The sequence below is a fragment of the Actinomadura keratinilytica genome (assembly GCF_039539665.1).
GTDB classification, from domain to species: Bacteria; Actinomycetota; Actinomycetes; order Streptosporangiales; family Streptosporangiaceae; genus Spirillospora; species Spirillospora keratinilytica.
On record NZ_BAABDO010000051.1, the window covers coordinates 1 to 26,766 of the forward strand.

Sequence of the window (26,766 nt, forward strand, 5' to 3'; positions counted from 1 at the left end):
ATTCGCTGGTCTTGTGGTCGGTGCAGGATTCGGAGACCTCCGTGGCGTCGTGGATCTCGGAGATCTTTATTCCCATTTCGGTCAGGAGGTGTCCGGCGATCCGGGGGGACCATCGGAACAGCTCGGCCGGTATGTCGTGTAGCTGCGATGGCATGCACGGGACACTATATGCATTCATCTGGCTACTCAGTGCAAACAGCGGTATGCGGTAGAAGATGCGTTTTGCCGCCCAGGCCAGGTCACGGCTTCCACACCATGGTGTGCGGATGGACGCGGCGCCCCTGGTTGGCCCAGTACGTCCGACCGACCCCCAAGACCGATGCCGGGGCACCAGAGGTAGCCGCGAGCCGGGGGGCTGAGGGGACCTCCCATGGCGACGCGCGGTCGTCTTAGCGTCGCAGGCATGGACATCTCCTCGCGTTCCGTGTTCATGGTCGGTGGCACTTCGGGCATCGGCCTGGAGTTGGCGCGCCGGTTCCGCGCGGCGGGCAGCACCGTGGTCGTCGGCGGCCGCAACACCAAAGTGCTGGCGCAGCTCGCCGCGGAGGGGCTCGGCGCGGTCGAGATCGACGTCACGGACGCCGATTCGGTGGCCCGGGCCCGCGACGACGTGCTGAAGCAACGACCCGATCTCGACACCGTCGTCACGATGGCGGGGATCACGGCGCCGGAGGATCTGCGGGACCCGGCGCACTTCGCCACCGCCCAGAACATCATCGGCGTCAATCTGCTCGGCACCATCCGCGTCATCGATGCCTTCACTCCGCATCTGCTCGCTCGCGGCGCCGGTGCGATCATCACGGTCAGCTCCGGAATCGCCTTCCTTCCGTTCCCGCTGATGCCGACGTACGGCGCGTCGAAAGCGGCGGTGCACGCCTACAGCGAGGCCCTGCGCGCACAGCTCGCGGGCACCGGCGTCGAGGTCGCCGAACTGGTGCCGCCGGCGGTCGCGACGAGCCTCGGGAGCGGCAACCCGAACGCGCTTCCCGTGGACGCCTACGGGGCGGAGGTCATGGAACTGCTCGCCCAGGACCCCACGCCGCGCGAGATCCTCGTAAAGGGCGTCCTCAGGCATCGATGGGCCGAGCGCGACCGAACCTATGATGACCTCGTGGCGCAGCGTTCGCGGGCCCTCGCCACGCTGCCCGGCCGCACTCAGGACTGAGGTTTCTCGGATGCCCGAAGATCCGCAGCGGAACCGGCTCGGCGCCTACCTGAAGGCGCGGCGGGCCCTGGTCTCTCCGGAGCAGGCGGGCATTCCGGCAGGCGGGCGACGCCGTGTGCCCGGTCTGCGTCGCGAGGAGGTCGCGATGCTGGCCGGCATCAGCGCCGACTACTACCTGCGCCTCGAACGCGGCCGGGACACCCACCCCTCACCCCAGGTGCTCGACGCGCTGGCGCGGGTGCTGCGGCTCGACGACACCGAACGCGACTACCTGTTCGATCTCGCCGCGCCGCCGGCGCGGACGCGGAGGCGCCGCCCGCCGCCGGAACGGGTCCCCGCACGGCTGCACCACCTGCTGGCCGCGGTCGGCGTGCCGGCGTTCGTCGAGGGGCGCACCTTCGACGTCCTCGCCGCCAACGAGCTCGCGACCGCTCTCTCGCCGCGGCTGCGGCCGGGGCAGAACCGGTTGCGCTCGCTGCTGCTGGACCCCGAGGAGCAGGCGTTCCAAAAAGACTGGGCCGCCTCGGCGGCCGCACTCATCGCCGCGTTCCGCGAGCAGGCCGGGGCCAACGCGGACGACCCCCGCTTCGTGGAGCTCGTGGGCGAGTTGTCGCTGGCCAGTGCGCGTTTCCGGGAGCTTTGGGCACGCCATGACGTGCGGAGGCTCGAAGGCGGCACGACGACCGTGCTGCACCCGATCGTGGGCGAGCTGCGGCTGCACCGCGACAAACTCCCCGTCGACGGGCTCCTCCTCGTGCTCTACTACGCCGACGCGGGCAGCGACAGCGCGGACAAACTCGCCCTCCTCGCCTCTCTCGCCGGATCGAAGGAAGGCGGCTGAGCCGCACCGCCGGTGCGCGAGACGGCATCCGCCCTCTGCCATGAGGAACGGTGTACGCATGTCCCTATCGGCGTGATAACCGATTCCTTTCACTCGGCACAGGTTTTGGGCAGCGGCCGTGCTGTTTCCTGTGGGGCCGAATGTGACAGAAGTCACGCAGGGTGACGGGTAAGCTCGTACCGTCCCCTCCCTCGTGACCCACAGGAGACCACCATCAGCAGGCCGACGATCGCCCAGCTCAGGGCTTTTCTGGCGCTCGCCGAGCACCTGCACTTCCGGGACGCGGCGGCGGCTCTGCGGATGAGCCAGCCCGCGCTCTCCGGGGCGGTGGCGGCGCTGGAGGACACGCTCCGTACACGGCTTGTGGAGCGGACCACGCGGCGGGTGCTGCTGACCCCGGCCGGCGAACGGGTGGCGCGCCGGGCCGAGCTGGTGCTGGCCGAGCTCGACCGGCTCGTGGAGGAGGTGCACGCGGTCCGGGGCCCCCTGGTCGGGCCGCTGCGCGTCGGCGTGATCCCCACCGTCGCGCCCTACCTGCTGCCCGTGGTGCTGCCCCGGCTGGCCGAGGAGTTCCCCGAGCTGGAGCTGTCGGTGCGCGAGGAGCAGACCGACCACATCGTCGCCGAGCTGGTGGCCGGACGCCTGGACGTGGTGCTGCTCGCGCTGCCCACCCCCGTCCAGGGCCTGGTGGAGCTCCCGCTCTACGACGAGGACTTCGTGCTGGTCGCGCCCGCGTCCCAGCCGTTGCCCGGCGAGGACCCGCTGCCGACCCGCGCGCTCAAGGACCTCGACGTGATCCTGCTGAACGAGGGGCACTGCCTGCGCGACCAGGCGCTCGACGTGTGCCGTGAGGTCGGTGCACGGGCCGCCGCCGCGACCTACGCGACGAGCCTGGCCACTCTGGTGCAGCTGGTGTCGGGCGGGCTGGGGGTGACGCTCGTCCCCGAGACGGCGCTGCCCGTGGAGACGCGCCGTGCACCCGGCCTCAACCTGTACCGGTTCGCCGAACCCGCCCCCCACCGGCGGATCGGGCTGGCCTACCGCGCCACGTCGCCGCGCGGCGACGAGTTCGAGGTGCTCGCCCGTACCCTGCGCACCGCTGTCACTGAGGCGGGCACGGGCGTCCGTGTCCACCCCGACGGCCCGGACGAGACACTTTCCGGGCAGGCGACACCGAGCCGCGCCGCCGGCTGAGGCCGCCCCGGCCCGGCTGGTCGGTCTGCCGTGTCGCGTCTGGGTGGGGTTGTTCGGGGCCTGCGTGCCGCGGTGGGTGCGGCTTTTGGGTTTGGGGCCGGTCAAGTCTGTGTCAGACGACGGTCCGGGCATTGCGATACCAGTGTGATCGGTTACTCGGCGTGTTCATGCTGGTTGGCATGGCGACGTGCGCGCCCTCGGCTTTGCCGTGACGGGTTCAGCCGGTCGCCGTCCGAGTCCTCGACACGCCCGGTCATTCTCCGTACAGCACGGGAGAGCGCAATTGGCTCCGACGATCAGCCTTGTGGTGCCCATCTACAACGTCGCGCCCTACCTGGACGCCTGCCTGCGGTCGCTGGCCGCGCAGACGTGCCGCGACCTGGAGGTCGTCATGGTCGACGACGGGTCGACCGACGACGGCGGGCGCATCGCCGCCAAGTTCGCCGCCGCCGACTCCCGGTTCCGCCTGCTCACCCAGGACAGCAAGGGGCTGGGCGCGGCGCGCAACGCCGGGCTGGCCGCGGCGCGGGGCGAGTTCCTGGGGTTCGTCGACGGCGACGACATGCTCCCCCCGTACGCGCTGGAGTACCTGCTGGCGAGTTTGACCGAGTCAGGGTCGGACTTCGCCACGGGCAACGTGCGCCGCTTCGACGCCGACGGCGTGCGCCAGTCGCCGATGCACCGCCGCGCGTTCCACCACACCGTCCAGCGGACGCACGTCACCCGGCACGAGGAACTGCTCGTGGACCGGCTGGTCACCAACAAGCTGTGGCGCCGCTCGTTCTGGGACGCCCAGGGCCTGGAGTTCCCCGAGGGCGTGCTGCGCGAGGACATCCTCATCTCGATCACCGCGCACTACCTGGCCGGGTCCGTGGACGTGCTGGAGGGCCCCGTCTACCTGTGGCGCAGCCGTCCCGGCGAGGACCGCTCCATCACCCAGAAGCGCACCGAGGGCGCCGCGCTGGAGCACCGCGTGCAGGCGGTGCGGGCGGTCGGCCGGTTCCTGCTCGACCGGGGACTGCCGGAGCAGAAGCGCCGTTGGGACCGCGTCGTCCTGAACGACGACCTGCGCCTCTTCCTGCAGGTGCTGGACGAGGGCGGCGAGGCCTACCGGCAGCGGTTCCTCGACCTGGCCGGTGCCTACCTGCGCGACTGCGACCCGGAGATCGTCGGCGGGCTGCGGGCGTTCGAGCGGCTCAAGTGGCATCTGGTGGAGCGCCGCATGCTGCCGGAGCTGCTGGAGGTGCTGACCTTCGAGAAGAGCCGCGAGATGGCCGAGGCCGGGGTGGTGCGGCGCGGGGTCCGCTTCTACGGCGACTACCCGTTCCTCAACGACCCCCGGGTGGGCGTGCCCGACCACGTCTACCGGCTGGACGAGGAGCTGCGGGTACGGCAGAAGGTCGAGTCGGTGAGCTGGAACGGCGACCGGCTCGTCATCGAGGGGCGGGCCCGGCTGCGGTGGCTGCCGCCCCGCAAGCGCTGGCAGCAGCAGCTGCTGGCCTGGCTGGTGTCGCAGGACACCGGGCAGCGCCTGCCGCTGCGGCTGACCGCCATCGACCGGGCCGGGGACGACGACGGGTCGGACTGGAGCGGCTACCGCATCACCGTCGACCCGGTCAAGGTGCTGGACAAGGGCGGGTCGTGGCGCGTCGAGCTGTGGATGCACAACCGCGGGATCTTCCGGCGGGAGGAGCTGGGCACGCCGTCGGCGGCGGCCCGGTGGCTGGAGCCGCACCGCGTGGGCGGGGTGTGGGTGCGGCCCGAGTGGGTCAAGGGCGGCAAGCTCGTCCTGCGCACCGGCGACGACGCCGTCATCGCGAGTGACATGCGGCTGGCCGACGGTGTCCTGGAGCTGACCTGCGAGGCGCCCACCGCCCTGCTGTGGGGCAGCCACCTGCTCGTCACCCGGTGGCCGGGCTGCTCCCCGCGCCGCTACCCGCTCACCCGCCACCGGGACGGGACGGGCTTCACCGCGCGGCTGCCGATGCGCGACTTCGCGGCGCCCGCCGCCTCGCCCGGGTTCCCGGCGGGCAGCCCCGAGGCGATGGCGTTCGGCGACACCACGCAGTGGAGCGTCGAACTGGTCGGTTCCGACGGCACCCGCACCCCGGTGATCCTCCCGGAGGTGTCGCGGCTGCTGCGGTACGACACGGCGGGCGACCGGGAGATCGCGGCCGTCCGGTCCAAGACCGGGCATCTGGAGATCCACGAACGGGCCGTCCGCCCGGTCATGGACGTGCTGGAGTGGGAGGCGGACGGGCCGCTGCACATCGCCGGGGACCTGCCCGCCCGCTCCGAACTGCCCACCGCCCTGGTCTTGCGCGCCGGGGGACGGGTCGAGGAGCGGGTGTTCCCGCTGACCCACGACGCGGGCCGGTTCGAGGCCGAGTTCGACCCGTGGCGGGTGGAGTCCCTGGCCGGGACGCTGCCGCTGCCCAAGGGCCGCTACCAGCTGTACGTGCGGCTCGACCACGACGGCGGCACGCGCGACGCGCCCGTCCAGGTCGGCAACGGGCTGCGTTCGCTGCTGCCGATGACGCGCACGCGCGACGGCCGCGACCTGCACCTGGACGCCGGCCGGGAGCTGACGCCCGTCCTGCGCGTGGACGGCGACCTGCCCCCCGAGGAACGCAGCCGCAAGGGGCAGCGCCTGCTCACCGAACGCGTCTACCCGGAGCTGTGCGAGCAGCCGATCCGGCAGCAGGTGTTCTTCGAGAGCTACTACGGGCGCCAGTACTCCTGCAGCCCGCGGGCGATCCTGGAGGAGCTGCGCCGCCGCGAGTGCGACTTGGAGTTCCTCTGGAGCGTCCGGGACGGGCAGGTGGAGCTGCCGGAGGGCGTCACGCCGGTGCGCCGGGGCGGCCGCGACTACGTCGAGGCCCTGGCGCGGTCGGCGTACATCGTCACCAACAGCCACGTGCCGACGTGGTTCCGCCGCCGCCCCGGCCAGAAGGTCCTGCAGACCTGGCACGGCGCCACGCTCAAGCGCATCGGGTTCGACATCGAGAGGGTGCGGTTCGCGACCCGCGACTACCACGAGCGGCTGGCGCTCGAGGTGGAGCAGTGGGACTACCTGGTGTCGCCGAGCCCGTGGTGCACGCCGATCCTGCGGCGCGCGTTCCGCTTCGAGGGGGAGGTGCTGGAGACCGGCTACCCCCGCAACGACCTGTTCCACGCCGACGGCCGCGAGGAGATCGCCGCCGCCGTCCGCCGCCGGATCGGCGTGCCGGAGGGCCGCAAGGTCGTCCTGTACGCGCCGACGTGGCGGGACGACCGGTTCTACTCGCGCGGACGCTACCGGCTGGAGCTCATGCTCGACCTGCACCGCATGCACGAGGAGCTGGGGGACGAGTACGTCGTGCTCGTCCGCCGCCACCCCAACATCGTCGACCGGGTGCCGGAGGTGGGCCGCGACTTCGTCTTCGACGTGTCGGTGTACCCGGATATGCAGGAGCTGCTGCTGATCACCGATGTGCTCGTCACCGACTACTCGTCGGTCATGTTCGACTTCGCCATCACCGGCCGGCCCATGCTGTTCTTCACCTACGACCTGGAGAGCTACCGGGACGAGCTGCGCGGCTTCTACTTCGACTTCGAGGCGGACGCGCCGGGCCCGCTGCTGCGCACCGGCGACGAGGTGATCGCGGCGCTGCGCGACCTCGACGGCGTCGCCGCCGAGCACGCCGACGCCTACCGGTCGTTCGCCGACCGGCACTGCTCCCTCGCCGACGGCAAGGCCACCGCCCGCGTCGTGGACCGCGTCTTCGGCTGATGTGGTGACCGCCGGGCGCCCGGGAGGAGTCCCCCGGGCGCCCGGCGCATGTTCGGTGTCGGCCGGGCGGTCAGTCGGGGCGGTAGGCGCGGGCGAACAGCGTGACGCCCGGCCACGACCGGACCGGGAGCCGCCGCTCCACGGCGCTGACCAGGCTGAGCAGTTCGTTCACCACGGGCGGGGCGTCCGCCATGTCCTCGCAGTACCGGGCGCGGTGCCGCCGCCACCGCACCAGCGGGCGGAGCAGGACGTTCCAGTTCCACAGCCGCTCCACCCGCAGTCCGGCGCCCTCCAGCACCCCGGCCAGGTCCGCCCGGGCGTAGCGGCGCACGCGGCCCAGCGCCACGTCGTGCGCCGACCACAGCTGCATGTCGCAGGGTACGGCGACCAGCGCGGTGCCGCCGGGACGCAGCACCCGGGCGATCTCCGCGGCGGCGGCGCGGTCGTCGTCCACGTGTTCCAGCACGTTGAGCGCCAGCGCCAGGTCGTAGGTCGCCGACGGCAGCGGCAGGAACCGGGCATCGCCGAGGTAGGCGACGATGCCCTGGGCCAGGCACAGGTCCACGGCGGCGGGGGCGGAGTCGATCGCCACCGCCTGCCAACCGTGCTCCATCAGCACCCTGGTGTTGCCGCCGCCCGCGGCGCCGATGTCCACCGCCTGCCCGGGCACGCCGATCCGGCGCAGCTCCCGGGCGACGATCCCGCGGCGCTCGCGGTACCACCAGTTGTCGTCCTCGATGTCGACGACCCGCTGAATCTCAATGGTGTCCACGGTCACCAGCGCACCGATCGCGGCCCGCCGCGGCCATCGCACGCGCCGTGGTTGACGCCCTTTTGGCGGACGAAGTGCGGGCCATGGCAATACCCGGCCGCACCCGCGGGGAACAGACCCCTGACCGGAGGGGGGATCGCAGATGGGCGCGACCGGCCGGGCGGTGCGGCGGCGCCTGCCCGACGGAGCGGCGCCCGCCGCGCGGCGGCACTGGCCCGTCGCCGCGGTGCTCGCGGCGGGCCTGGCCGTACGGACGGTCGCGCTGGCCGGGTACCCCACGGGCCTGTGGTTCGGCGACTCGGTCGGCTACCTGCGCGTGGCCGTCACGCTGGAGCCGTCGATCACGCGGGCGAGCGCGTACGGGGTCATGCTGCTGGTGCTGCGTCCGCTGCACAGCCTGTTCGCGGTGGTCGCCGTCCAGCACCTGCTCGGGCTGCTGACGGCGGTGCTGCTGTACGCGCTGGTGTGGCGGCACGCGCGGGCGGCCTGGCCCGATCGGACGCTGCGGCCGGGGCTGCTGGGCGCGGCGGCGACCCTGCCGGTGCTGTTCGACGGGTACCAGATCCAGCTCGAACACCTGCTGCTGTCGGAGACGCTGTTCACGTTTCTGCTGGTCGCCGCGGTCGTGGTGCTGCTGTGGAACGCGCGGGTCGGGGTGTGGACGGCCGCCGCGGGCGGTCTGCTGCTCGGCCTGGCCGGGACGACCCGGTCGGTCGGCCTGCCCCTGCCGGCGATCGTCCTGGCATGGCTCCTGGTGCGGCGCCCGCGCGCGCAGTGGCGGTCCGCGGCGGTGCTCGTGGCGGCGTTCGCCGTCCCGCTGCTGCTGTACGCCACGTGGTTCAAGGCCGTGCACAGCCGGTTCGCGCTGACCGGCACCGAGAAGGTCTTCCTCTACAGCCGCACCGTCGACTTCGCCGACTGCTCGATCATCAGACCGCGTCCCGGTCTGCTCGACCTGTGCCCGCGCACGCCGCCCCCGGGCGTGGCACCCGCGTTCGCGGTGCTGTGGACCAGGCAGTCGCCGTTCTTCCGCGCCCCCGGCGGCAAGATGGGCTCGAACGAGCGCGCCGGGGAGTTCGCGTGGGCCGCGATCCGCGCCCAGCCCGTCGACTACGCCCGCGTCGTCGTGCGGGACACCTTGCGCGCGTTCTGGTGGAAGCGGACCGTGTACCCGCAGCCGCCGACCTTCCGCAAGTACGAGTTCCCGGTCAGGCCGCTCCGTCTCAGCAGGCGCCAGGCCAAGGTCGCCCGTGCGTACACTCACCGCGTCCGGCCGGTGCACGTCGTGGAGCCCTACGCCGGATGGATGCGCGCCTACCAGCACCGCGTATACCTGCCGGGCATCGGACTGGGCGTCATGCTGGCCGTCGCGGCGGTCGCGCTGGCGGCAGGGGCAGGTTCCGCAGGTCCACCGGCGCAGCCGGGGGCGGCCGCGTCGGTCGGCCGACGGCGAGCGCCTTGGAGGCGGTGGTGGAGGCGTTTTTCTGGACCGGGCCGTCGCCAAGCGGTGTCGTCCCGCCAAGCCCTCGCACGAGCGCGTGCCGCCGCTGCTGGCCGACGCGGGACCGTGCGCCGCGCTCCGCTGCCGTGGTTGGTGGTGGCGGGGACAGGGGCTGCGCGTCCACTGGCGGGGCCGGGGGTGGCGGTTTCGGTTGGTTGGTGGCGAGTGGCTCTGGGGCGGTTGTGGGGGTGTTGTGGTGGAGCAGGCCGTCGGCGGGTGTTGTCGTTTCGACAGGCTTCGGCGCACGGGCGGCGTGGGGTCGTGCGTCGCGCCTCGCTGCCGTGGTTGGTGGCGATGGGGCTGCTGGTCGTGCCCGCCGCCACCGCCGACTTCGACTACCGGTATGTGCTGCCCGCTGTGCCGTTCGGTGCGCTGTCGGCTGTGTTGGCGTTCGTTCCGCCCCGCCGCTCGGGTTAGGGCGTGTCGTCAAAGTGGCATGGCCCCATCGGCAGGGCGGTCGACGTGACGGCGCCTCGGAAGGACCTGGCGGTCCTGCAGTGGCACGGATGGCGGCCCCGTGTCACCGCCCGATGCGGTCGAAACCAGCGCTCGGCGACGCCGCGCCGCCGATGGATGCGCCTGTCGAAGAGCGGCCACATGGTCCGCATCGACCGACCAGCCCGCAGCCACTTTGACGACACTGCCCAATGGCGGCTTCTGTGTCTGAGGCGACGCGTTAGAGGATGGGCGATCAGCAGTTGTGCTGCCCGCTGTGGTGTTTTGCGTTATCGGTTGTGGTGTTTGTTCCGTGCCGTCGTTGGGGTTAGTGGCGGCTTCCATATTTGCGGCGGCGTATCAGGAAGCGGACGGCCAGCAGCAGCGCGACCATGGCAGCGATCGCTGGGACGGCCCGTTTGGCCACGGACGGCCCCGCCACCTCCAGCAGGTCGATCGGCTCCTGCTCGCGGCGCGGCTGGGCGCCGGCCGCCGGAGGCTCGCGCCTGGTCTCCGACGGGGGCCGCTGTTGCGGTATGGGCTTGGGCTCGACCTGCGGTGGGGCGGTGCCCTCGGCCGGGGTGGGTTCGGGTGCCTCGGTGGGGGTTCGCGGCTCGTCCTTCTGCTCTTGCACCTCCTTGGCCTTCTGGGCGGCGCCCTGCTGGTCGACGACGTCTTCGGCCGCCGGTGCGCCGCTCTCCTCGGACGACTCCAGCTCCTTGGCCAGCGTGTCGGCGAACCGCCCGATCAGCTTGGCGCCGACCTCGGACAGGATGTTGCGGCCGAACTGGGCGGGGCGCCCGGTCACGTTCAGCTTGGTGTGCACGGTGACGCGCGTGGTGCCGCCCCCTTCCGGCCCGGCCGCCCCCTCATCGGGCACCGGGTGCAGGCGCGCCTGGACGGTCGCCGACGCGGTGCCCGGGCCGCGGGCCTCCTTGCCGGACGCCTCGATCGTCACCGTGCGCGCGGACTCGTCGGCCGCCACGATCCGCGCCGTGCCGCGGTAGGTGACGGTCATGGCGCCGACCTTCACCCGCAGCCGCCCGGCGTACTCCCCGCTCTCGGCCGAGTCCAGCACCGCGCCCGGCACGCACTGGGCCACCCGTTCCACGTCGAGCAGTACCGACCAGGCGCGATCCACCGGTACGGGGACGGCGAATTCGTGGTCGAGCTCCATGATCACGGTCCTTTTCGTTCGAGGGCGCGTCCAGGGGACCTGACTGCGACCCTACGACCGCTCCCCGCGCAGACGCCAGGTCCCCCTGTGCCTGTGGATAACTCGCGGCCCCGGGTCCGCGCCCGGCTCGCCGGGGACAGGCGCGGACCCCGGCCGCAGGCGTCACGCCGCCGCGGCGGCGGTCAGGGCGCGGGCGGTGAGCACGCGCGCCAGATGCGCGCGGTACTCGGAGGAACCGTGCAGGTCACCGGGCGGGGACGTGCCCGCGGCGGCCCGCTCCCCGGCCTCCCGGAAAGAGCTCTCCGAGATCGTGCGGCCCGCGATGAAGCCCTCCACCTCCGCGGCGCGCACCGGCGTGGGCCCCATGTTGGTCAGCGCGACCCGGGCGGCCTCGACCGCGCCCCGCTCGCGCCGCACCGCGCACGCGACCCCGACGATCGCCCACGCCTGCGCGGTGCGGTGGAACTTCTCGTAGTGCACGCCCCAGCCCGCGCCCAGCTTCGGCACCCGGACGCCGACCAGGATCTCGTCCGGCTCCAGCGCCGAGGTCATCCAGTCCACGAAGAAGTCCGCCGCCGCGATCTCGCGTTCGCCGCGCTCGGCCGACACCGCCAGGAACGACGCGTCCAGCGCCAGCGCCACGGCGGGCAGGTCCCCGGCCGGGTCGGCGTGCGCCAGCGCCCCGCCGAACGTGCCGCGGTGCCGCACCGCCGGGTCCGCCACCGTCGCGGTGGCTGTGGCGATCAGCGGGGCGTGCGCGCGCACCAGCGGGTCCCGCATGACCTGGTGGTGGGTCGCCATCGCGCCGATGAACAGCGCGCCGTCCTCGTCGCGGATCTCCCGCAGCGCGGCCACCCGGTCCAGGTCGATCAGCGCGTCGGGGTAGGCGAGCCGCAGCCGCAGCAGGGGCATCAGGCTCTGCCCGCCCGCCAGCACCTTGGCGTCCTCGCCCGCCTCGGCCAGCGCCGCGCACGCCTCCTCGACCGTGGCGGGCCGCGCGTAGTCGAACGTCGCCGGGATCATCGGGCGTCACCTCCCTGCGCCGAGCCCAGCCCTCCGGCCGCGCCCGGACGCGCCTCCCCCGCGGGTTCGCGCTCGCCCCGCAGCGCCCGCCACACCCGTTCGGGCGTGCACGGCATCGGCACGTCCCGCACGCCGTACGGGCGCAGCGCGTCGACGATCGCGTTGACCACCGCCGGGGCGGACGCGATCGTCCCGGCCTCGCCGACCCCCTTGACGCCCAGCGGATTGGACGTCGCCGGGGTCTCGGTGCGGTCGGTGACGAACTCGGGCAGGTCGGCCGCCGACGGCACCAGGTAGTCGGCCATCGTCGTGGTGGTCAGGTTGCCGTCCTCGTCGTACACGGCCTCCTCGTACAGGGCCTGCGCGATGCCCTGGGCGAGCCCGCCGTGCACCTGCCCCTCGACGATCAGCGGGTTGACGACCTTGCCGACGTCGTCCACGGCCACGTACGAACGCAGCCGCACCATGCCCGTCTCGGTGTCCACCTCGGCGGCGCACAGGTGCGTGCCGTGCGGGAAGGAGAAGTTCTCCGGGTCGAAGGTGAGGTCGGCGTCCAGCGACGGCTCCAGGCCCTCGGGCAGGTCGTGCGCGGCGAACGCGGCCGTCGCGATCTCCTGCAGGGTGCGGCCGCCGTCGGGCACGCCCCGCACCCGGAAGCGCCCGCCGGAGAACTCCAGGTCGCTCTCGTCGGCCTCCAGCAGGTGCGCGGCCACCTTCCTGGCCTTCTCGATCACCTTGTCGCAGGCGCCGTACAGCGCGACACCGCCGACCGCCAGCGACCGCGACCCGTAGGTGTCCATGCCCTTGGGTGACACCGCCGTGTCACCGTGCAGCACCTTGACGTCCTCGAACGGCACACCGAGCCGGTCCGCGGCGATCTGCGCCCACGCCGTCTCGTGGCCCTGGCCGTGCGCCGACGACCCGGTGACCACCTCGACCTTGCCGGACGGCAGCACCCGCACCGAGGCGTGCTCCCAGCCGCCCGCGCCGTACGACAGCGACCCCAGCACCCGCGACGGCGCCAGCCCGCACATCTCCGTGTACGTCGACACGCCGATGCCCAGCTGCACCGGGTCGCGCCGCTCGCGCCGGTCCCTTTGCTCGGCGCGCAGCTTGTCGTATTCGAACAGCCGCAGCGCCTTGTCGGTGGCCGCCTCGTAGTCGCCGGAGTCGTAGGTGAGCCCGCAGATCGTCTCGTACGGGAACTCCTCGTGCCGGATCCAGTTGCGGCGCCGCACCTCGATCGGGTCCAGGCCCAGCTCGGCGGCGAGCTCGTCCATCAGCCGCTCGATCGCGAACGTGGCCTCCGGGCGGCCCGCGCCCCGGTAGGCGTCCGTCGGCGTCTTCGTCGTGAACACGCCCGTGCAGGTGAACGAGTAGGCGTCCATCTTGTAGATGCCGTTGAACATGAACGCGCCCAGCAGCGGCACGCCCGGCGTCACCAGCATCAGGTACGCGCCCATGTCGGCCAGCAGGTCCACCTTCAGCCCGCGGATGCGCCCGTCCCGCTCGGCGGCCAGCGTCAGCCGCTGGATCTGGTCGCGTCCGTGGTGGACCGCCATGTTGCCCTCGCTGCGCGACTCGGTCCACTTGACCGGACGGCCCAGCCGCCTGGCCAGCAGCAGGCACAGCACCTCCTCCCCGTACACCTGCAGCTTGGAGCCGAACCCGCCGCCCACGTCGGGGGCGACGACCCGCAGCCGGTGCTCGGGGATACCGGTGACCGTCGCCAGCATCAACCGCAGGATGTGGGGGATCTGCGTGGCCGAGTACACCGTGAAGCCGTCGCCCTCGGGCACGCACAGCACGGCCCGGGGCTCCATCGCCGTCGGGATGAGCCGCTGCTGGACGTACCGGCGCTCGATCACCACGGGGGCGTCGCGCAGTGCCGCGTCCAGGTCGCCGTTCTCGTACACCCACGTGTAGCACTTGTTGGTGCCCAGGTCCTCGTGGACGAGATCGGCGCCCTCCCTGAGCGCCTCCTCCATGTCGGTGACGGCGGGCAGCGGCTCGTAGTCGACGTCGATGTCCTCCAACGCGTCGGCCGCCGCGTACCGGTCGCGTGCCACCACGCACGCCACCGGCTCCCCGGCGTACCGCACCTCGTCCACGGCCATCGGCGGGTGCGCCGGGTGCTTCATGTCCTCGGTGACGGGCCACGCGCACGGCAGGGAGCCCTGCTCATCGGCGAAGTCCGCCCCCGTCAGCACGGCGACGACGTTGGGACGGGCCTTGGCCGCCGACACGTCCACCGCGTTGATCCGCGCGTGCGCCATGGGGCTGCGCAGGAACGCCACGTACAGCGTTCCCATGGGCTGCATGTTGTCGGTCCAGCGGGTGCGGCCGGTGATCAGCCGCGCGTCCTCGCTCCTGCGGCGCGGGGAGCCGATCTCCTGGACGGTCACGGTGCCACCTCCCGGTCCCGCGCCGGGGTGCGCATCTCACCGGCCGCGCGGCGCACCGCCCGCACGATGTTCTGGTAGCCGGTGCAGCGGCACAGGTTCCCTTCGAGCCCTTGCCGGATCTCCTCGTCGGACGGGTCGGCGTTCTCCCGCAGCAGGTCGAGCGCCGCCATGATCATGCCGGGGGTGCAGAAGCCGCACTGCAGCGCGTGCTCCTCGTGGAAGGCCCGCTGCAGGGGGTGCAGCACGCCGTCGATCCCCAGCCCCTCGACCGTGGTGATCTCGCGGCCGTCGGCCTGCACGGCCAGTACGGAGCAGCTCTTGACGCTCAACCCGTCCATCAGGACGGTGCAGGCGCCGCAGTTGGTGGTGTCGCAGCCGATCGGGGTGCCGACCTTCCCCAACCGGTCACGCAGGTAGTGGACGAGCAACAGGCGCGGTTCGACGTCGTCCTCGTACGTCGCACCGTCGACCTCGACGCGGACACGTGGCATTCCTTCTCCCGGGGACGTCTCGGTTGGGGTGGGAAGACGTCCCCTCGGGGAGGAGCACGAGGAGCATGTTGGACCGGCCACGGCATCGGGGCCCACCTCCGCCGCTCGGAAGAAGGCGACGCAACGAACGTAAGCCGACCCGTAACCCTCGTACCACCCCCGCCCCCCTCAATTTGCTCTCGTTTGGCACATCCCCTCACCGGCCGGGACGGGCGCTGGGCCGCCCGTCCCGGCCGGCCCCGGCGGGTCAGAAGGGGGCGGGGCGGGAGGGATCGGGGCCGGGGTCGCCGGGCCGCGGGGCGACCAGCAGGGTGACCGAGTCGGAGCTGTGCATCCACGCGCCCGCGACGCGCCGGCCGCCCTCCGGCCGCCAGCCGGACGGCGGGACGTGATAGCCGCCCGAACCGTCCTTCTTGAACTCCCCGATCAGGTAGACGGCGGACATGTGCCGCGCGCGCAGCCGGGCGAGGGCCTGCGCGACGGTGCGGCCGGTCAGCCGCAGGCTCGGCGGGTTGTCGCCCGCCGCGGGGCTCTGGTCGTGGTAGACCTCGCCGGGACGGGCCGTCCGGCCGATGACGATCTCGGTCGCCTGCCGGCGGACCGCCTCGCCGCTGAGCTCCACGGTCAGCGGGCAGGCGGTGCCCCGGCCGGGCGGGCAGTCCAGCACGGTGGCGATCTGGACGCCGCCGGGCGCGCCGTCGGCAGGGGTGCGGGCGGCGCCCCCCACGCGGATGATCTCTCGTTCGCGGCCGGGGGACACCGGCACGATCGACAGCGTCACGTCCAGGCCGAGCCGGGCGAACGCCTCCCGGAACTGGCGCTGGTCGGCGTAGACGTTCTTGACGTGCACCTTGTAGGTGTCGTCGGTGCGCCGGATCTCCACGGCGGCGTTGGCGTAGCCGCGGACGGGCCCGGGCCCGCTGATGTCCAGTGCGACGACCGCCCCGGCGGCCACGGCGGTCGCGGCGATCAGCCCGGCCGCGTACCGCCCGTACCGGCGGCGCCGCGGCCGGGCCGCGGTCCGCGGCTCCGCAGTGATCGCCGCGAGCAGGGCGCGGGCTCCCGGCGAGGCCGGATCAGCGGCCCGGTCGTCGTGTGCGCGGGCCAGGCCGGCCACCAGCTCGTTGATCCTCGGCGTGGTCACCCTCGGTTTCCTTCCATCTCCAAGCGTGTGTTGCGGACGGCCGGTACCTCGTCCACGCCGGCGGCGCGCAGCGCGCGGGCGAAGCGTTTGCGGGCGCGGTGCAGCCGGATGCTCACCGCGTTGCGCGAGCAGCCGAGGACCTTGGCGATCTCCGCGTGGCTCAGCCCCTCCCACGCGACCAGGGACAGCAGCTCCCGGTCCCGTTCGGGGAGGGCGCGGAACACCTGCGCGACGGGGGTGCCGTCCATGGGCGCCGGGGTGAGGGGCGGTGCGGCGGCCAGTTCGTCGCGCAGCATCGCCGTCTTGGCCGCGTGCCGCTGTTCGCCCCGGCGGTGGTTGGCCAGCACCCTGCGCGCCACTCCGTACAGCCAGAGCCGGGCCTCGTCGCCGGGCGGCAGGTCGTCCGCCCGGCGCCAGGCGACGGTGAAGGTCTCGGCCACCACGTCGGCGGCGTCGTCCGGGGACTCGCAGCGCCGCAGGGCATAGCCGAACAGTGCTCGGTAGTTCTCCGCGTAGACGGCGGCGAACTCGTCTTCGTCCAATGGGGGTTCGCCTTCCTGGGGGACGGCGTCGGTCACCACACCACATGTCCGCACGCCCGCGGATCTTTCACGCCTTCGCGGACCCGGCCCGCGGCCGTGCGCGCGGGCCGAGCCCCAGCGGAGCCGCGCCGGTGACGGCGGTGACCATTCTCCGCGCAGGCGGCGTACAAGGCGCCGCCGCGACGGGCCTTTTCCAGGCGATTCCCTGGTCAGGAGATCAGTCGGGCCGGGCGTAGACGACGAGATTGTGCGAATAGCTGGACGTGCGGCGGTCGAATGAGCCGGTGCAGGTGATGAGAACCATTCGAGCGGGCGAGTCCTGAGCGAATACCGAAGAGGGAACCCGCTGTTTCGGATATGCGCGCCGGGCCACGATCCGGTAATCGCGCGTCCGGCCGTCGATGCTTCGCACATTGACCCGGCCGCCGATCCGGACGCCCCTGAGTCCGAACAATGCCCCCGGGCCTTCCCTGGCGGTGTCAACGTGACCGGCGATGACGACCGTTCCGGTGGCCGAGCCGGGGGCGGCTCCGCCTCGCCACCAGCCGAGGTCGCGTCCGGACGGCGGCACCTGGAGGGTTCCGTCGGGCCGGACGCCGACGGGCAGCACCCGGGCCCGCACCCGGAGCTCCGGGATCTCCAGCCGGACCGGCGGTGAACCGGCGCCGGCCGAGGCCGCGTCCGTCGCCGGTCCGCCGACCGCCGCGGGGACCGTGCCGGCGTCCAGCGCCTGCGGTGTCATCCGCGGGGCCGGGCGCATGACGAGGACGGCGCCGCAGACGGTGAGCGCCGCGCCGAGTACGGCGCTCACCGCGCCTGCGATCGTCAACCCCTCCACGGCACGGGACGCCTCCACAGCAGCGCACCGCCCGCCGTCACCAGCAGCCCTGCGGAGAGCAGCCCGTACCCCAGCGCGAGGGGCCGCCCGTCCGGAGCCGCCGTCGCCAAGCCGCCGCTGCCGGCCGCGACGTGGCCCGGCGGGTCGGCCTTACGTGCCCGCAACAGCATGTTCAGGTGCTTGCGGAAAACCGGGGAGCTCACCGTGGCCAGGTGCTGGGCGTCGGCCGCCGTCCCCAGGCGCACCTCCTCGCGGGCGGCGGCCAGATCATTCCGGTGGTCTTTGATCAGAGCATTCAGCCAGGCCCGGTCGAACGCCTTGCCGTGCATGGCGTTCAGCCTGGCCGCCAGGGCCTTCTGCGCGGTGGACGGCTCCGGCGGCAGTGAGACGCCGAGCCTGCGCGCCGCGTCCTGGACCGCCCTGTCGAGCCTGGAGTGGTCGTTCACCAGCATGGCCCCGAGTGAGCGGACGGCCTTCGACGTGCCCTTCTTCCGCGCGATCGTGCCCACCGTGACCTCTGCCAGATTTCCCTGGTGGGCCTGCACAAGCCATTTCTTGTCCCGGGCCGACACGTCCTGTTGCGCCGCTGCGGGCGCCATACCGGCGGCCGAAAACGCGAGAACGGCTCCGGCGACCGGCACAACACGCAAGATCGACATCACACCTCCACGGTTGCGCATGAATCGACCGAACACTGCCGCGACCGTTCCCCCGGCGCGCGCACCCATGAGAGGCGTCATTACGCCCTGAAAGCATCCTTGCCGTCTTCTGGCCTGTTCTGCCTTTGTCCGGCATATACCTGACCAGCGTCATGCCGATCCCTGACGCACCCCGCGTCCGGGCCGCCCAGAGGGGGCGGCCCGGACGGTCGGCTCTCGCGGACGGTGCGCAGGTCGCGGCGGGCCTTGTCGAGCAGGTCCCGCATGCCTCCTCCCGTCCGGTCCGGCGCGGCGGCGCGGCCAGGCGTCGAGGACGGCGCGGCGGCCGGGTCCTGGCGGCGCCGACCTCCATCCCAGGGCGCCCGGCGGCCCTGGTCCGCCTGCCCCCGGAACGTCAGCGGCGGGGGTTCAGGGTGACGGAGTACAGCGACTTGCCGTCCAGGTCCCGCAGGTGGACGGTCATGGCCGCCGACGCCGCGTCGATATCGACCTGGCCGAAGAACTGGTAGCCCTCGGCGGGGGAGGTGTTGGCCCGGGGCGGCGCCTTCTGGAACTTCAACTGCGGGCCGAAGGTGTTCTCCAGGGTGTTCGGGCCGAAGGCGCCCGCGTTCAGGGGGCCCGAGACGAACTCCCAGAACGGGTCGAAGTCGGTGAAGGCCGCCTTGGACGGGTCGTAGTGGTGGGCGGCGGTGTAGTGGACGTCCGCCGTCAGCCACACCATGTTGCGGACCCTGTGGCGCTTGGCGTACGAGAGCAGGTCGGCGATCTCGCGTTCGCGGCCGAGCGGGGCGCCGTCGTCGCCCTGGGCGACGGCCTCGAAGGCGCTGCCGTCCGGGACGATCAGGCCGATCGGCATGTCGGCGGCGATGACCTTCCACACGGCGCGGGAGGCGCGCAGCTCGCGCTTGAGCCAGGCGACCTGCTCGGCGCCCAGGATGCCGTTGCGCTGGGTGGGGGAGTCGTTGGCGCCGTTGCGGTCCCGGTAGGTGCGCATGTCGAGGACGAACACGTCCAGCAGCGGCCCGTAGGACAGCTTGCGGTGGACCCGGCCGCCCTTGATCGGCAGGTACTCGACCGCGGCGCGGCGGGCGCGGGCGGCCAGCACGTCCACGCGCTTTTCGGTGTACTGCGGCAGGTCGAGGATCTCGCCGGGGTACCAGTTGTTGGTGACCTCGTGGTCGTCCCACTGGTAGACCATCGGGACGCGGGCGTTGAACGCGCGCAGCGCCGCGTCCTCCAGGTTGTAGCGGAACTGGCCGCGGTACTCGGCCAGGGTCTCGGCGACCTTGCTCTTCTCGGCGGTGACGATGTTGCGCCAGGTGCGGCCGTCCGGCAGCGTCACGGTCTCGGCCAGCGGCCCGTCGGCGTAGACGTAGTCGCCGCTGCACAGGAAGAAGTCGGGGTCGGTCGCGGCCATGGCGTTGAAGATGCGGTAGCCGCCGAGGTCGGGGTTGATGCCCCAGCCCTGGCCCGCCAGGTCGCCGGACCACACGAACGAGATGTCCCTGCGGGTGCGCGGCGCCGTGCGGAGCCGTCCGGCGACGGGCTCCGACAGCAGCGCGTGCCGATCCGGGTCGGCCAGCCTGACGCGGTAGTACAGCTGCTCGCCGGGGGGCAGGCCGCGCAGCGGCGTCTTGCCGGTCAGGTCGGTGTTCGGGGTGAGCAGCGGGCCGCGGACGGTCCGGGCGTCCCGCAGGTCGGGACGGCGGCCGACCTCCACGAGCATGCGCGCGGGCCGGTCGGAACGGGCCCACACGACCGCCTCGCGGGCGGTCACGTCGCCGCTTTGCACGCCGTGGGTGAGCCGCGGGCGGGCCCGCAGCAGGGCCGGCGACGCCGGCCCGGCCGGGGCCGCGGACGCCGTTCCGCCGTGCAGCAGGCCGAGCGCCGCCCCGCCGCCGGTGAGCAGACCTCCGCGCAGCACAGTCCGCCGGTCGAGCACCATCCATCGCTCCATTTCAGGGGGTTTGTCCAACGGGCGGCATGGTCTCCTGTCTTCCGGTACGTCCGCGGGCCCGAACGTGACGGTTCCGTGAACGCACGTGTTCTGGCGATCGACTTGACAATGCCCCGCGGCGACGGTGTTCTAGACGCCATGACAGCGCGATCCTTCGTCGGCAGCCCCGTGGCCCTGCGCCGCGTGGCCAGCGCGCTGTGTCTGTGTCCTTCGTGTTGTCGCTGATCTGCAGCCGACCCCGGCCCGCCCGTCGCCGGGCACGACGAGCCGAACCCGACCAGCCGAATAGACGAAGGACCTTCTTTCCGTGAACCTCGACATGGTTCCCGATCTGTCGATGCGCGGGCAGGACGACCCGCACGGCCGCGCGATCACCCCGCGTCCCCCGACGGTCGGGCAGCTCGCCGCCCGCGTCGGCGCCCTGGCCGCCCGCCCCGCCGAGTGGTGGCATCTGGTGCGGTTCGAACCCGGCCGCCCGGTGCGAGTGCCGCTGGACGGCGGCGACGACGGCGTCCAGCTCTGGCTGACGACCTGGCCGCCCGGCCACCGCACCGACGTGCACGACCACGACGGCGTGGAGGTGAGCACCGTGCTGGCCGGCGAGCTGGCCGAGGTGTCGATCTCCGCCGACGGCGTGACCGAGCGTCCGCTGCGCGCCAACCGGGTGCGGGTGCGCGGCTCCGCCCGCACCCACGAGCTGACCAACCCCGGCCCCGCCTACGCGATCAGCCTGCACGCCGGTCTCGCGTCCCGCTGACCCGCGGCGGATGACCCAACTTTCATCCTCGCTTTGGCACGGGTTTGTTCCGCGGGCGGAACACTCGGCGGTATGAGGCCCACGACGCCGCCGAGCCCCGACGACGCCGGTGACGGCTGAAATCTCCACCCGGCGGCATGGCGAAGGAGCCCGAACGTGCCGGACACGACCGCGGCGAGCCCGGAGCGGACGGCCGGCACCGTCCCGGCCAGAGCCGGCACGCTACGGTACGCCCTGCTGGCGGCGGCGGCCGCGGTGGTGTGCGCGGGGCTCGCGCTGGGCCCCGGCCCGGCGCTGAGCGCCCAGGGACACGTCACGCTGGCGGTTTTCGCCGTGGCGACGCTGCTGTGGATGTTCGGCCGGGTCGACGACGTGCTGGTGGCGCTGGCCGCCTGGCTCGCCCTGGTGCTCACCCGGGTGCTGGAGCCGGGGGTGTTCCTCAGCGGTCTCGCCGGACCGACCGTCCTGCTGCTGGTCTGCGCGTTCGTGATCGCCGGCGGGGTGGCGCGGACCGGGCTGGCCACCCGGGCGGCCGCCGTCGTCGTGGCCGGGGCGCGCAGCGCCCGCGCACTGGTGCACCTGACCACGGCCGCGCTGGTCGCCGCCGTGTTCGCGATACCCGCCACGTCCGGGCGGGCGGCGCTGGCGCTGCCGGTGTTCGTCGCGCTCGCCCGCACGCTCGGCGACCGGCGCCGCATGGTGCTCGCACTGGCCCTGCTGTTCCCGACGGTGATCCTGCTGTCGGCCGTCGCCACCCTGATCGGCGCGGGCGCGCACCTGATCACCGTCGGGATCCTCGCCGATACCACCGGCGAGCGCATCGGCTTCACGCGCTGGCTGCTGCTCGGCACGCCCCTCGCCCTGGTGTCCTCGCACCTGGCCGCCGAGCTGATCCTGCTGCTGACCACCGGCCGCGACGACCGCCGCCGCCCGATGAGCATCCGCGCCGAGGACGTCGGCGAGGCGGCGGGCGTGCGGGTGACGGGCCCGCTGACCGGGCCGCAGGCCCGCTCGGCCGCACTGCTGGCGGTGGTGATCGCGGCGTGGTGCACCGAACCGCTGCACGGCGTCCACCCGGCGGTGGTGGCGCTGGTCGGCGCGGTCGCCACCGTCGCACCGGGGCTCGGCACGATGCGGCTGAAGGAGGCGCCGGCCGCCGTCCCGTGGCGCCTGCTGGTGTTCCTGGCCGCCACCACGGCGATGGGCGTGGCGGTGACGACGTCCGGCGCCGCCCGCTGGCTCGGCGGGGCGGTCTTCGGCGCCGTGACCGGGCCCGCCCGGCCGCCCGCCTGGCTGTTCCTGGCCGCCGTCGTCGCCGTGAGCGCCGTCGCGCATCTGGTGCTGCAGTCCCGGTCCGCGCGCTCCAGCGTGCTGGTCCCGCTGGTGATCGCCGCGTCCTCCGGGGCGGGCATCGCACCGGCGGCGGCCGCGTTCGCCTCGACGGCCGCCGCCGGGTTCTGCCAGACGCTGCCGTCCTCGGCCAAGCCCGTGGCGCTGTTCCACACCGTCGGCGGCGTCCCCACCTACACCTCCCGCGACCTGATGCGGACCGCCGCGGTGGTGGGACCCGTCACCGCCGCCCTGGTCCTCGCCTTCGCCCTGTGGGTGTGGCCGGTGCTCGGCCTGCCCCTCCGCTGAACCCCCGGTGAGGAGTGACTCGGGTGCGCATCGTCATCGCCACCGGAGGGTTCAAGGAGTCGCTGGCGGCCGAGGAGGTCGCCGCGCTGATCGCCCGAGGCGTCCACCACGCGGCGCCGGACGCCTCGATCACCGCGCTCCCGCTGCCCGACGGCGGCGAGGGCACGGCCCGCATGCTGGCGGCGGCCAGCGGCGGCCGGCTGGTGCCGCACCGGGCCACCGGGCCAACAGGCGCCCCGGTGGACGCCCACTACGCGATCCTGGGGTGGCCGGGGCCGCGCACCGCCCTGGTGGAGATGGCGGCCGCGGCCGGGCTGCGCCTGGTGCCGCCGGACGCGCGCGACCCCGGCCGCACCACCACCGCCGGGGTCGGGGAGCTGATCGCGCACGCGCTGGACGCCGGAGCGGCCCGCATCCTGGTCGGCTGCGGCGACTCCGGCACGTCGGACGGCGGGGCGGGCGCCCTGCAGGCCCTCGGGGCCCGACTGCTGGACGGCTCCGGACGGGAGCTGCCGCGCGGCGGCGCCGCACTGGCGCGGCTGGAGCGGATCGACGCGTCCGGGCTCGACCCCCGGCTGGCCCGCGTCGAGCTGGTCGTCGCCTGCAACCCGTTCAACGTGCTGTGCGGCCCGGCGGGGGTGGCCCGCGTGTACGGGCCGCAGAAGGGCGCCACCCCCGCCCAGGCGGACGCGCTCGACCGGGCGCTGTGCCGGTGGGCGCGCATCCTGGAACGCGACCTCGGCCCGATAGGCATCGACCTTCGCGGCGCGCCCGGAACGGGGGCGTCCGGCGGCCTCGGCGCCGGGCTGGCGGCGGTCGGCGGCCGCCTGGTGCCCCGCTTCGAGGTGCTGCTGGCGCACCTGGACCTCGACGGCCCGCTCGCCGCCGCCGACCTGGTCATCACCGCCGAGGGCGCGATCGACCGGCAGACCTCCCGCGGCAAGCTGCCCGGGGAGGTGGCCCGGCGCGCCAAGCGGCACGCCAGACCCGTCCTGGCCCTGGCCGCGGCGATCGGCCCGGACGCCCGCCTGGTCTACGGCGGCATCGACGCCTACGCCTGCATCCTGCCGGGCCCGATGCCGAAGACCGAGGCCATGGCGCGCTGCGCGGAGATCCTCGCGGACGGTGCCGAGCGCGCCCTGCGCATGGTGCTGCTCGGGACCGGCCTGGCGCGTGCGGCGGGACACCGGGCCCCGGCGCCGGTGTCCCGGGCACGGACGCCCAAAGGCGCATGACCTCCCCGGCCGGGACGGCGGGCGGTGCCGGGTGTGCGGACGGCACCGCCCGCGGACGGTCAGGCGGTGGCGGGCACCTTGTCGCGCGAGCCCTCCTCGGCGGGCTCGGCCTGGGGAGCGGTCAGGTCGGCCGGGGGAGCGTTGAACACCTCCTCGTCCAGCAGCCCCTCGGAGCGGGCCACCAGGACGGGCACGGTGAGCTGGCCGGTCACGTTCAGCGCCGTGCGGGCCATGTCGATGACCTTGTCGATGGCGATCAGGTAGCCGACCGCCTGCAGCGGCAGGCCGACGGTCGTCAGCGTCAGGGTCAGCGCGACCAGCGCCGGACCGGGCGTGCCGCCGGTGCCGAGCTGCCCGATCACTCCGGCCAGCGCGATCAGCGCGTAGTCGGCCAGGCCCAGCGACGTGCCGGTGTACTGGGCGACGAAGATCGCCGCGACGGCCGGGTAGATCGCGCCGCAGCCGTCGAACTTGACGGTCGCGCCGAGCGGCTGGGCGAAGCTGGCGTACTCGCCGCTCACCCCGTTGCGCTCGACCGACACCCGCTGCGTGATCGGCAGCGTGGCCAGCGACGAGGACGACACGAACGCGAATTGGATCGCGGGCCAGGAGTTGCGCAGGAACCGCACCGGCGAGACGCGGCCGAACGCGCGCAGCAGCACCGGGTAGCCGACCAGCAGCATGATCGCCACGGCCAGGTAGATGGCGCCGGTGAACTTGGCCAGCGGGGCCAGCGAGTCGGGGCCGTAGGTGGCCACCACCGAGGCGATCAGGAAGAACGACCCGACGGGGGTGAACCGCACCACCCACCACACGATCTTCTGCATCACCGCGTACAGGTCGTCGGCCAGGGCGGTCAGCCGCTCGCCGCGTTCGCCGACCGCCACCAGCGCGGCGCCGAACAGCACCGCGAACGTCACCACGCCGAGCACGTTGCCCTCGGACATGGCGTTGACGATGTTGGCCGGGAACAGGTTCTGCAGCACCTGGGTCCAGGTGACCGGGTCGGTCTCGGTGCTCTCGGACGCCAGCCGGCCGAGCCCTTCGCCGGGGCGCACCAGCAGGCCGACGGCCAGGCCGATCGCGGTGGCGATGGCCGAGGTGACCACGAACCAGACGAGGGTCTTGGCGGTGAGCCGGGCCACGCCGCCGACGCCGCGCAGCCTGCCCACGCTGACCACGATCGCGGCGAACACCAGCGGCACCACCACGACCTTCAGCAGGTTGACGTAGACGCCGCCGAACGGGTCGAGCCAGTCCTCGGCGATCGCCCCGCCGTCGCCGAAAACGTCGATCAGGGCGCCGACGGCGGCGCCGAGGACGAGGGCCAGCACGATCTGCTGCCAGAACTGCCATTTCCAGACGCGTACGTTCATGGAGGCTTCTCCAAGGGAGCTTTCCCGCACCCCGAGGCGAAGGCGCGCGACCGCCGCCGGAGCGCACGCCGCGCGGTCGTGCGGTCACGGCGCGTCGGCGCGGATCGGTGCGCGTCGATACGGCGGTACCCGCGGGCGTCTCAGGGATGCGGCAGGGGTCGGGAAGGAGGAGGAGAAACGGGAGGAAGGCCGGTCAGCGGAAACAGAGCAGGCTGGCGAGGCGGCACAGGTCGACGTGCAGCCGGGCCACGAGCAGGACGCTCTTCGGGGAGATCCTCACGGCCACAAGTCAACATCGATCTTTGCTTCCCGTCTTCCCGGGAAGTGGAGTGATTTATGTCACTTCGGGCGGCGCGACCGGGTGAGCACCCGGACGATGCCGGCCAGGCCGAGCCCCACCAGCAGCGCCGGGATCAGCAGCCCCAGATCGGCGACGGGCCGCCCCCCGAGCCCGTTCGCCAGGCACACCGCGGCGACCGCCAGGAAGAACACGCCGATCACGGGGCCGCTCGGGTCGAAGCGGCGGCGCGGGCCGGCCGGTGCGGGACGCCGGTCAGGCACGGGTCACCTCCACGTGTCCGATCCGTCCGCGCACCCGCAGCTCGATCACCGGTGCGGCGGCGCGGCCCGAATCCTCCGGCTCCAGCACCTCGGTCGCCCGGGCGCCCGGCCCGGCGACCGTGTGGCCGTCCACCTTCAGGTCGCCCAGGGCGACCCGCGCGTCCAGCTCGACGCGGGCGGCGCGCGGCACCGTCACCTTCAGCTCGCCCATCGTCACCTGCACGCTGACGGTCACCCGCTGCCCGGGGGAGAACCGCGTGCCGCTCAGGTCGAGCCTGGCCGAACCGACGCCCACCTTGTACTCGTCGCTGATCCGGGTGCCGTCGGCCGGACGCCACTCGACGCTGCCGTAGCGCAGGTCGCGCGGCGCCTCGGCCACGACCGACGTCGTCAGCAGCGCGAACGTCAGCAGCGTGCCCACCGGGGCCAGGCCGCGGACGTTGAACCAGCCGCCCAGCACCAGCCCGACGGCGACGACGCCCAGCGCCGCGGACCCCACGATCAGCGCGGCCTCCGGGCCCGGGTAGGCGCGGACCACCGGCACCATCGCGGCGCCCACCGCCAGAGCCGCCAGCAGCGTCACGGCGGTCGCGGGCGGCATCTTCCTCACGGTCGCGGCGGGCGCCGTCTCGCGCGGCGGTTCCTCGTCCGCGGGCAGGCCGGGCTCCGGCGCCGCCGTCCGGTGCCGCGCCCCGACGACGGCGAGATCGACCATGCCCGCGGGCAGGCCCCCGCCCGCGGTGCCGCTGCGCGTCTCCTTCCGCAACGAGACCCCCTCCTCGGCCGGCGTCGCCGGCGCGTCCATCGGGTGGCCCTGCACCCGTTCCGGCATGGCCCGCACGGCCGCCATGAAATCCACGCCGCGGGCGTGCGCGACCAGCAGCACCAGCCCGACGACCGTCAGCACCGCGATCGTGTTGGTGGACACCCAGCCGCCGACCAGCTGGAAGCCGGTCGTCACGCACAGCAGCGCACCCAGGATCGACAGCACCCCGGCCGCGTCGAACCGGCGGTGCAGCAGCTTCTCGGCCGGGGCGTCCTCCTCGGGCGAGCCCGGCATGAGCAGCGCGCCCGCCGCGTACAGCCACACGCCCTGCCCGCCCGTCAGGGTGAGCACCGCGAACGCCACGCGCAGCACCACCGGATCGACGCCCAGATGCCGCCCCAGGCCCGTGCACACGCCGGCCAGGACGCGGCGCTCCGGACTGCGGAACAGCCGGGCACGGCCGTCCGCCGCGGCGGTGGGGCGCTCGGTCGCGGTGCGCTCGTCGGTCATGGTCACC

22 protein-coding genes are annotated in these 26,766 nt (G+C 73.4%); 8 read left to right on the forward strand and 14 right to left on the reverse strand.

The genetic code is table 11. From position 1 onward, the window contains the following. The first annotated feature begins 403 nt into the window (after nt 1-403). From ABD879_RS17380 to ABD879_RS17395, 4 genes are all read left to right on the forward strand, one after another. On the forward strand, nt 404-1,165 hold the full coding sequence (locus ABD879_RS17380) for an SDR family oxidoreductase (RefSeq protein ID WP_345022481.1): 762 nt from the start codon (nt 404-406) through the stop codon (nt 1,163-1,165). 10 nt (nt 1,166-1,175) lie between these two features. Further along, nucleotides 1,176-2,006, forward strand: a complete 831-nt coding sequence (locus tag ABD879_RS17385) for a helix-turn-helix transcriptional regulator (RefSeq protein ID WP_345022482.1) — start codon at nt 1,176-1,178, stop codon at nt 2,004-2,006. Nucleotides 2,007-2,234: 228 nt separating this feature from the next. Further along, a complete protein-coding gene (locus tag ABD879_RS17390) occupies nt 2,235-3,200 on the forward strand; it encodes a LysR substrate-binding domain-containing protein (RefSeq protein ID WP_345022519.1) in 966 nt (321 codons plus the stop codon). 208 nt (nt 3,201-3,408) lie between these two features. Then, nucleotides 3,409-6,972, forward strand: a complete 3,564-nt coding sequence (locus tag ABD879_RS17395) for a bifunctional glycosyltransferase/CDP-glycerol:glycerophosphate glycerophosphotransferase (RefSeq protein WP_425549640.1) — start codon at nt 3,409-3,411, stop codon at nt 6,970-6,972. A 70-nt stretch (nt 6,973-7,042) separates the two neighbouring features. Here ABD879_RS17395 and ABD879_RS17400 read toward each other — a convergent pair whose 3' ends face one another. Beyond that, nucleotides 7,043-7,744, reverse strand: a complete 702-nt coding sequence (locus ABD879_RS17400; protein WP_345022484.1) for a class I SAM-dependent methyltransferase — start codon at nt 7,742-7,744, stop codon at nt 7,043-7,045. Nucleotides 7,745-7,886: 142 nt separating this feature from the next. Here ABD879_RS17400 and ABD879_RS17405 point away from each other — a divergent pair, with 142 nt between their 5' ends. Continuing rightward, a complete protein-coding gene (locus tag ABD879_RS17405) occupies nt 7,887-9,662 on the forward strand; it encodes a hypothetical protein (RefSeq protein WP_345022485.1) in 1,776 nt (591 codons plus the stop codon). A gap of 346 nt (nt 9,663-10,008) precedes the next feature. Here the strand turns inward: ABD879_RS17405 and ABD879_RS17410 are convergent, their stop codons facing one another. The 9 genes from ABD879_RS17410 to ABD879_RS17450 form a co-directional block, all read right to left on the reverse strand. Further along, nucleotides 10,009-10,857 (reverse strand): SRPBCC family protein, encoded by an 849-nt coding sequence (locus tag ABD879_RS17410; RefSeq protein ID WP_345022486.1) that lies wholly within the window; start codon nt 10,855-10,857, stop codon nt 10,009-10,011. 162 nt (nt 10,858-11,019) lie between these two features. After that, a complete protein-coding gene (locus ABD879_RS17415) occupies nt 11,020-11,880 on the reverse strand; it encodes an FAD binding domain-containing protein (RefSeq protein WP_345022488.1) in 861 nt (286 codons plus the stop codon). Beyond that, nucleotides 11,877-14,285 (reverse strand): xanthine dehydrogenase family protein molybdopterin-binding subunit, encoded by a 2,409-nt coding sequence (locus tag ABD879_RS17420; protein WP_345022489.1) that lies wholly within the window; start codon nt 14,283-14,285, stop codon nt 11,877-11,879. Before ABD879_RS17420 ends, ABD879_RS17415 begins: the two co-directional genes overlap by 4 nt. Continuing rightward, the gene (locus ABD879_RS17425) at nt 14,282-14,776 is read right to left on the reverse strand and encodes a (2Fe-2S)-binding protein (protein ID WP_345022490.1); all 495 of its coding nucleotides are present in this window, start codon (nt 14,774-14,776) and stop codon (nt 14,282-14,284) included. Before ABD879_RS17425 ends, ABD879_RS17420 begins: the two co-directional genes overlap by 4 nt. Nucleotides 14,777-15,023: 247 nt before the next feature. Beyond that, nucleotides 15,024-15,920 (reverse strand): hypothetical protein, encoded by an 897-nt coding sequence (locus ABD879_RS17430; protein WP_345022491.1) that lies wholly within the window; start codon nt 15,918-15,920, stop codon nt 15,024-15,026. Next, complete coding sequence (locus ABD879_RS17435; RefSeq protein ID WP_345022492.1) at nt 15,917-16,498, reverse strand: RNA polymerase sigma factor; 582 nt, start codon at nt 16,496-16,498, stop codon at nt 15,917-15,919. The genes ABD879_RS17430 and ABD879_RS17435 overlap by 4 nt, the downstream gene beginning before the upstream one ends. A 181-nt stretch (nt 16,499-16,679) precedes the next feature. After that, entirely contained in the window at nt 16,680-17,204 is a 525-nt protein-coding gene (locus ABD879_RS17440) for a class F sortase (RefSeq protein WP_345022493.1), read from the reverse strand. Nucleotides 17,205-17,287: 83 nt separating this feature from the next. Beyond that, nucleotides 17,288-17,959, reverse strand: coding sequence for a DUF4142 domain-containing protein (locus ABD879_RS17445; protein ID WP_345022494.1), 672 nt, complete (start codon nt 17,957-17,959; stop codon nt 17,288-17,290). A 394-nt stretch (nt 17,960-18,353) separates the two neighbouring features. Next, on the reverse strand, nt 18,354-19,904 hold the full coding sequence (locus ABD879_RS17450) for an alkaline phosphatase D family protein (RefSeq protein ID WP_345022495.1): 1,551 nt from the start codon (nt 19,902-19,904) through the stop codon (nt 18,354-18,356). A 319-nt stretch (nt 19,905-20,223) separates the two neighbouring features. Between ABD879_RS17450 and ABD879_RS17455 the strand changes: the two genes are divergently transcribed. The 3 genes from ABD879_RS17455 to ABD879_RS17465 all read left to right on the forward strand — a co-directional run bounded on the left by ABD879_RS17455 (nt 20,224) and on the right by ABD879_RS17465 (nt 23,546). Continuing rightward, nucleotides 20,224-20,673, forward strand: coding sequence for a cupin domain-containing protein (locus ABD879_RS17455; RefSeq protein ID WP_345022496.1), 450 nt, complete (start codon nt 20,224-20,226; stop codon nt 20,671-20,673). A gap of 156 nt (nt 20,674-20,829) precedes the next feature. Next, nucleotides 20,830-22,311, forward strand: coding sequence for an SLC13 family permease (locus ABD879_RS17460; protein WP_345022497.1), 1,482 nt, complete (start codon nt 20,830-20,832; stop codon nt 22,309-22,311). A 23-nt stretch (nt 22,312-22,334) separates the two neighbouring features. Next, nucleotides 22,335-23,546, forward strand: coding sequence for a glycerate kinase family protein (locus ABD879_RS17465; protein WP_345022498.1), 1,212 nt, complete (start codon nt 22,335-22,337; stop codon nt 23,544-23,546). 59 nt (nt 23,547-23,605) lie between these two features. Here the strand turns inward: ABD879_RS17465 and ABD879_RS17470 are convergent, their stop codons facing one another. The 4 genes from ABD879_RS17470 to ABD879_RS17480 all read right to left on the reverse strand — a co-directional run bounded on the left by ABD879_RS17470 (nt 23,606) and on the right by ABD879_RS17480 (nt 26,759). Continuing rightward, nucleotides 23,606-24,922, reverse strand: coding sequence for a dicarboxylate/amino acid:cation symporter (locus tag ABD879_RS17470; RefSeq protein WP_345022499.1), 1,317 nt, complete (start codon nt 24,920-24,922; stop codon nt 23,606-23,608). 193 nt (nt 24,923-25,115) lie between these two features. Next, nucleotides 25,116-25,208 carry a putative leader peptide gene (locus ABD879_RS32975; protein WP_425549641.1) on the reverse strand — a complete coding sequence of 31 codons (93 nt, stop codon included), beginning with the start codon at nt 25,206-25,208 and terminating at the stop codon, nt 25,116-25,118. Nucleotides 25,209-25,261: 53 nt separating this feature from the next. Beyond that, nucleotides 25,262-25,483 (reverse strand): hypothetical protein, encoded by a 222-nt coding sequence (locus ABD879_RS17475; protein WP_345022501.1) that lies wholly within the window; start codon nt 25,481-25,483, stop codon nt 25,262-25,264. Beyond that, complete coding sequence (locus tag ABD879_RS17480) at nt 25,476-26,759, reverse strand: PspC domain-containing protein (protein ID WP_345022502.1); 1,284 nt, start codon at nt 26,757-26,759, stop codon at nt 25,476-25,478. Before ABD879_RS17480 ends, ABD879_RS17475 begins: the two co-directional genes overlap by 8 nt. Nucleotides 26,760-26,766: the final 7 nt, after the last annotated feature.